The organism is Calditrichota bacterium (assembly GCA_013151735.1).
In the GTDB taxonomy this organism is placed as follows: Bacteria; Zhuqueibacterota; JdFR-76; order JdFR-76; family BMS3Abin05; genus BMS3Abin05.
This window is the reverse complement of record JAADHR010000011.1, coordinates 1-3,341: the sequence shown is the minus strand read 5'-3', so window position 1 is coordinate 3,341 and position 3,341 is coordinate 1. Positions and strand designations below refer to the sequence as shown.

Genomic DNA, 3,341 nt, shown 5'->3' with positions numbered 1-3,341 from the left:
AATTATTTTGTTAACTTTGAAAACAAAGATCTTACGGCCATAAAATTAGGAGGGAGAAATGGCACAAGAATTCGGCATGCTTATAAACGGAGAGTGGCTTTCATCGGACGAAAAATTTGAAGTCAAAAGCCCGTATAGCGGGGAGATTTTGGGCGCGGTCCCCAAAGCCAACAAGGAAGATGTGAGCCGGGCGGTTCAAAGCGCAAAGGAAGCTTTTAAGGTCATGTCCGAAATGCCGGCCCATCGGAGGGCGGAAATTCTGGAACGAATGTCCGACCTGATTGCCGAGCATCGTGAAGAGATTGCCCGAACCATTGCTCAAGAATCGGGTAAAGCCTGGAAGTATGCCATCGGTGAGGCCAATCGGGCCAGGGAAACCTTCAAATTTGCCGCCGAAGAAGCCAAACAAATCCACGGCGAAACAATTCCCATGGATGCCAGCACCGGCGGGGAGGGGCGGCTCGGATTTTTCTTGCGGTTTCCGATTGGGGTAATCGGTGCGATTCCCCCGTTTAATTTTCCCATCAACCTGGCGGCCCATAAAGTGGCCCCGGCCATCGCCTCCGGAAATACAGTGGTTTTAAAACCCTCCAGCTACACCCCCTTAACGGCCATCAAAATGGGAGAATTGTTACTGGAGGCCGGATTGCCTGCCGGAGCGCTGAACATCATTTTTGGGCCGGGTTCGACGGTAGGCGGCTGGCTGGTTACGCATCCCGATCTGGCGATGGTGACGTTTACCGGCAGTCCCCCCGTGGGTAAATGGATTAAAAATCACTCGGATTTTAAGAAAGTGACACTGGAATTGGGATCGAATTCGGCATCCATTGTGGATGAAGATGCCGACCTGGAGTGGGCTGTAAAGCGAAATGTGGTGGGCGCCTATGCCAATTCCGGCCAGGTGTGCATTTCGGTTCAGCGTATCTATGTGCACGAAAATATTTGGGATAACTTTGTGGACGCATTTGTTACTGAAACCCGGAAACAGGTGGTGGGGGATCCTCTGGATCCTGCCTGTGATGTGGGCCCCATGATTTCCGAACTGGAAGCGGAGCGGGCAGAAGCCTGGGTGAAGGAAGCGGTTGCTCAGGGAGCCAAAATTCTCACAGGCGGCACACGTGAGGGGGCGATGTTTCAGCCTACTGTACTTACAGACGTGACCCCTGAAATGAAAGTCATGCAGGACGAGGTTTTTGCACCCGTCGTTTCACTGAGTCGCTTCCGCAAATTTGAGGACGCTGTCGCTCAGGTGAACGAGTCCCGTTACGGACTGCAAGCAGGCGTGTTTACGAAAAACACAACGCACATGATGCTGGCCATTCGAAAAATCAACGTGGGAGGGGTAATGATCAACGATTACCCGACATTTCGGGTGGATCAGATGCCCTATGGTGGAAACAAGCAAAGTGGTCTGGGGCGTGAAGGTCTGAAATACGCCATCGAAGAGATGACCAATCCCCGAATGATTGTCATTAAAGAATAGCACAACGAGCTGGCCACAACAGCTCTGAAAACAAACGACAAAGGCAAGGAGATGCCTCCATGGGAAAGAAACAACATGGTATTTTAATGATTTTTTTTCTGTTTCTGATGATTTTGATTGCGGTGATTCCCGCGGATGGCACCGTGAACAAAATTCGATATCATTCAAATAGAGAATTGGGACGCGCGTTTGATCGATTGGCGAAACACTTTCCGGCCCTTGTTCATACGGCTCTCTTGGGAAAAACAGCCACGGGAAAACCCCTGCTTCTCATTCGTGTGGGTAACGGAAGCCCCGCTGAATTGGATTCCCGCCCCGGCATTTTGCTGGTTGGTGAAGTGGAAGGCGATCATCTGATTGGCAGCGAAGTGGCCCTCGGTACTGTCAGGCAATTGGTGGAAAATTTCGGCAAGGTGGATTCGGTCACGACGCTTTTGAACCGGCACGTTCTTTACGTTATTCCAAGACTAAATCCGGAAGGAGCGGCCTACTATTTCAAAAAAATAAAACAGGATCATCCCTGGAATAACACCCCCACCGACGACGACCATGACGGTCTTATAGATGAAGACGGGCCGGAGGATCTGAATGGCGACGGGCTGATTACCCTGATGCGGAAGAGAGACCCTGAGGGATCCTACATTCCCGATCCCAAAACCCCGGAATTACTTCGAAAAGCGGACCCGGCAAAAGGAGAGACGGGAATTTACAAAATCTACACAGAAGGAACGGACAACGATGGCGACGGCCTTTACAACGAAGATGGCGTGGGCGGGGTGAACATCGACTGGAACTTTCCCCAGGAATATCCGGCATTTAAGGCAGGTGCGGGGAAATATATGGAAAGCGAAAAAGAAACGCGCGCCATTTCCAAATTTTTATTTGATCACCGAAATATCGGGCTCGTTTTAACGTACTGCTTGCATGACAATCTCATTCATCCGCCCAAAGCAACGCAGCGGTCTGTGAAGCCGGCGGACCGGTCGTCGTCCGTGCAGCGGTGGCGTTTGTCACACAAGCCCGAAAAAAACGTGGCCCGCGGGGATATTCCGTATTTTGATCGGGTAAGCCGGGTTTACAAAAAGCTCATGCAGATTCCGAAGGGTTCGGAACCGGTTGAGAGTTCCGACGGCGGAAAAGGGAGTTTTTACAAATGGGTGTATTTTCAGTACGGGGTACCCAATTTTGCAACGTCCCTCATGGTGATTCCGCCGAAGTCGGCAAAAGGGGATTCATTACAAAAAAAGTCCCTTTCCAAACGGAAACCCAAAATGCCAATGAAACAGATCGGACAAAGAAAAAAAGATCCGTTACGTATCGATCGCCAATGGCTGGCCTATTTTAAGGCTCAGGGCGTGTCAGGTTTTGTCCCGTGGAAGCCTTTTCGGCATCCGCAGTTGGGGGATGTGGAAATCGGAGGGTTTGTTCCCTTCATGCGAACAACCGCTCCGGACGTGGAAATCCCTGGCCTGGTTCAGAAACAAACATCGTTTGTAGCCTACCTGATGGGTCTGCTTCCCAAAATTTCTGTAGAACATGTAACGCTTCAGAAAAAGGGCGATCAGGTTTATTCACTCTCATTATTTGTGAAGAATTCGGGATTTTTACCGACGGCAACCGCTTTCGGGGCCCAAACACGGTTGGTCAAGCCCGTTCTTGTAAAGATTTTTATGGAAAAGGGAGAGCTTTTGAGCGGACAAAAAGTTGTATTTATTCCCCGTCTGGCGGGCTCAGGAGCGTCTCAAAAAGTGGAATGGCTGCTGCACGCTCCAGCCGGTACGAAAGTGACCCTGAAGATTCTTTCGGAAAAAGCCGGTTCGATTGAAAAGACAATTTCTTTATAAAGGAGAGTTAGAAT

Annotated in this window: 2 protein-coding genes; both read left to right on the top strand. The window is 50.2% G+C overall.

The genetic code is table 11. The features are described from left to right. The first annotated feature begins 58 nt into the window (after nucleotides 1–58). Complete coding sequence (locus GXO76_00395; protein NOY76302.1) at nucleotides 59–1,483, top strand: aldehyde dehydrogenase family protein; 1,425 nt, start codon at nucleotides 59–61, stop codon at nucleotides 1,481–1,483. Nucleotides 1,484–1,542: 59 nt separating this feature from the next. After that, the gene (locus GXO76_00390) at nucleotides 1,543–3,327 is read left to right on the top strand and encodes a hypothetical protein (protein ID NOY76301.1); all 1,785 of its coding nucleotides are present in this window, start codon (nucleotides 1,543–1,545) and stop codon (nucleotides 3,325–3,327) included. The last annotated feature ends 14 nt before the right edge of the window (nucleotides 3,328–3,341 follow it).

Coding starts and splice junctions, on each gene's coding strand:
- GXO76_00395 (NOY76302.1), top strand. CDS start 59: ATGGCACAAGAATTCGGCATGCTTATAAACGGAGAGTGGCTTTCATCG.
- GXO76_00390 (NOY76301.1), top strand. CDS start 1,543: ATGGGAAAGAAACAACATGGTATTTTAATGATTTTTTTTCTGTTTCTG.